The organism is Pseudoalteromonas sp. S2893, from assembly GCF_005887105.1.
GTDB classification, from domain to species: domain Bacteria; phylum Pseudomonadota; class Gammaproteobacteria; order Enterobacterales; family Alteromonadaceae; genus Pseudoalteromonas; species Pseudoalteromonas atlantica.
On sequence record NZ_PNCY01000095.1, the window covers coordinates 1 to 244 of the forward strand.

Genomic DNA, 244 nt, shown 5'->3' on the forward strand with positions numbered 1-244 from the left:
TCAGTGGTATGATTGTGCAAATAAAAACCGATTACTACTTGTTTTAAATCTCTGTTTAGAATTATGTACACCGTTTAAATTAAGACAACTAACTGACTGGGTATTTGAAAACCCGCGTTTTAGCTTAGATGATGCTGCTTTTTATGAACAGGTATATAACTACTTAGATGGTTTTGAGCTGTATATGCCTGCACATATTTGCCAAATTGCGCTCACTGCCAGCGCTGTAATATTTCATTAAATC

The 244-nt window shown here is 34.8% G+C and carries 1 pseudogene; it reads left to right on the plus strand.

Features of this window, described 5'->3' with window-relative positions:
- Positions 1–238: pseudogene (locus tag CWC04_RS19285) on the plus strand (cell division protein ZapC domain-containing protein); the annotation flags it as partial.
- Positions 239–244 lie beyond the last annotated feature (6 nt).